The sequence below is a fragment of the Flavobacterium sp. UM26 genome, assembly GCF_057922445.1.
This window is the reverse complement of record NZ_JBVHCY010000021.1, coordinates 1-1,448: the sequence shown is the minus strand read 5'-3', so window position 1 is coordinate 1,448 and position 1,448 is coordinate 1. Positions and strand designations below refer to the sequence as shown.

The following is a 1,448-nucleotide window of genomic DNA, read 5'->3' as shown; positions in this document are numbered from 1 at the left end:
CCATCCTTTAGATTTGCTAAATAAATTTAGAGTACTTTTAATCAACAACCAAACTGACAAAGTGAACCTTATCTTCCATCAAAGTTAGCTACTTATGCCCCGATTAGGACTTTGTCAGTTATATTGAATAATCTTCAGAATAGTAATTAAGGATATAATGCCTATTATCAAGGATATGAATGTATTCAATAGTTGGTTGCTAATTTTTAAAACATTTTCTTATGAGCAAATTTAAACATTTTCTAGGCATCGATGTATCCAAAGAGTATTTTGATGTAGTTTTAATTATGAATGGAGAAAAAGAAAAACCAATTCATAATCAATTTGTAAATGATTCCAAAGGAGTAAAAGCATTAAATCAATGGCTTAAAAAGCAAAGGGCTACAAATCTAGAAACCCTTGTTTGCTTAGAACATACGGGTATGTATGGGAAATTAATCATTAAATATTTAATGCTTTTTAATTATTCTCTTTGGGTGGAGATGTCTTTAAAAATTATAAGAAGTATGGGACTTCAAAGAGGTAAAAATGATAAAATTGATGCAGAAAGGATTGCTATTTATGCGATGAAAAACCTGCAGGATGCCGTAATTTATAAAGCTCCCAGTAAAACTCTTGAAAAAATTAGAAGTCTAATGTCATTAAGAGAAAAGTTGATTCTTACAAAATCTACTTTAATGCGAAATACAAAAGAAATAAAATCTTTAGATCCCGAATTATCAAAACTCTCTGAGAAATTTCAAAAGAAAACCTTAAAAGGGATTACTTCGGATCTAAAAGAAATAGAGAAACAATTAGATGTATTGATAAAGGGAGATGAAAACTTAAACAAAATTTATTCGCTAGCCATTTCAGTTCCTGGAGTTGGTAAAGTAACGACTTTATATTTAATCTGTTTTACGAATGAATTTAAAGCCTATTCATCACCACGACAATTAGCTTGTTACGCGGGTGTGGTTCCTTTTGAATATACTTCAGGAAAAAGCATCAGATCAAAACCGCGAGTTCACCATATGGCTAATAAAAAACTTAAAAAGCATTTGCATATGTGTGCTCTATCAGCTGTGAATCACGACCCCGAGATGAAAGAATATTTTAAAAAAAAAGTGGCTGAAGGGAAAAACAAAATGCTTGTAATTAATAATATAAGAAACAAATTAGTACATCGTATTTGTGCTTGTGTTAGAGATAACAAAACATTTGAAGTTAGAAAAGCAGCATAAAAAAACGTTCATTTTTTACAGTTTTGCCTTCATTAGGCTAAGAGCAGACAGGTTTATTTGAAAAGAAACCTATCTTGATAAATTTATGATGTTTACGAATAAAAATAACTTATGAAAGGCACAACAAACCTTCGTGTAATTCTTATTCGAAGGCTTGTTATGTCTTTTTTTAAACTAAAAAATAAATAAATTTTTAGTTTGTATATATCATAGTAATCGGGGCTA

The 1,448-nt window shown here is 29.8% G+C and carries 1 protein-coding gene; it reads left to right on the top strand.

Annotated elements, in window-relative coordinates; genetic code table 11:
- Positions 1-221: 221 nt before the first annotated feature.
- Entirely contained in the window at positions 222-1,223 is a 1,002-nt protein-coding gene (locus ACZ1AQ_RS15080; protein ID WP_489633688.1) for an IS110 family RNA-guided transposase, read from the top strand.
- Positions 1,224-1,448 lie beyond the last annotated feature (225 nt).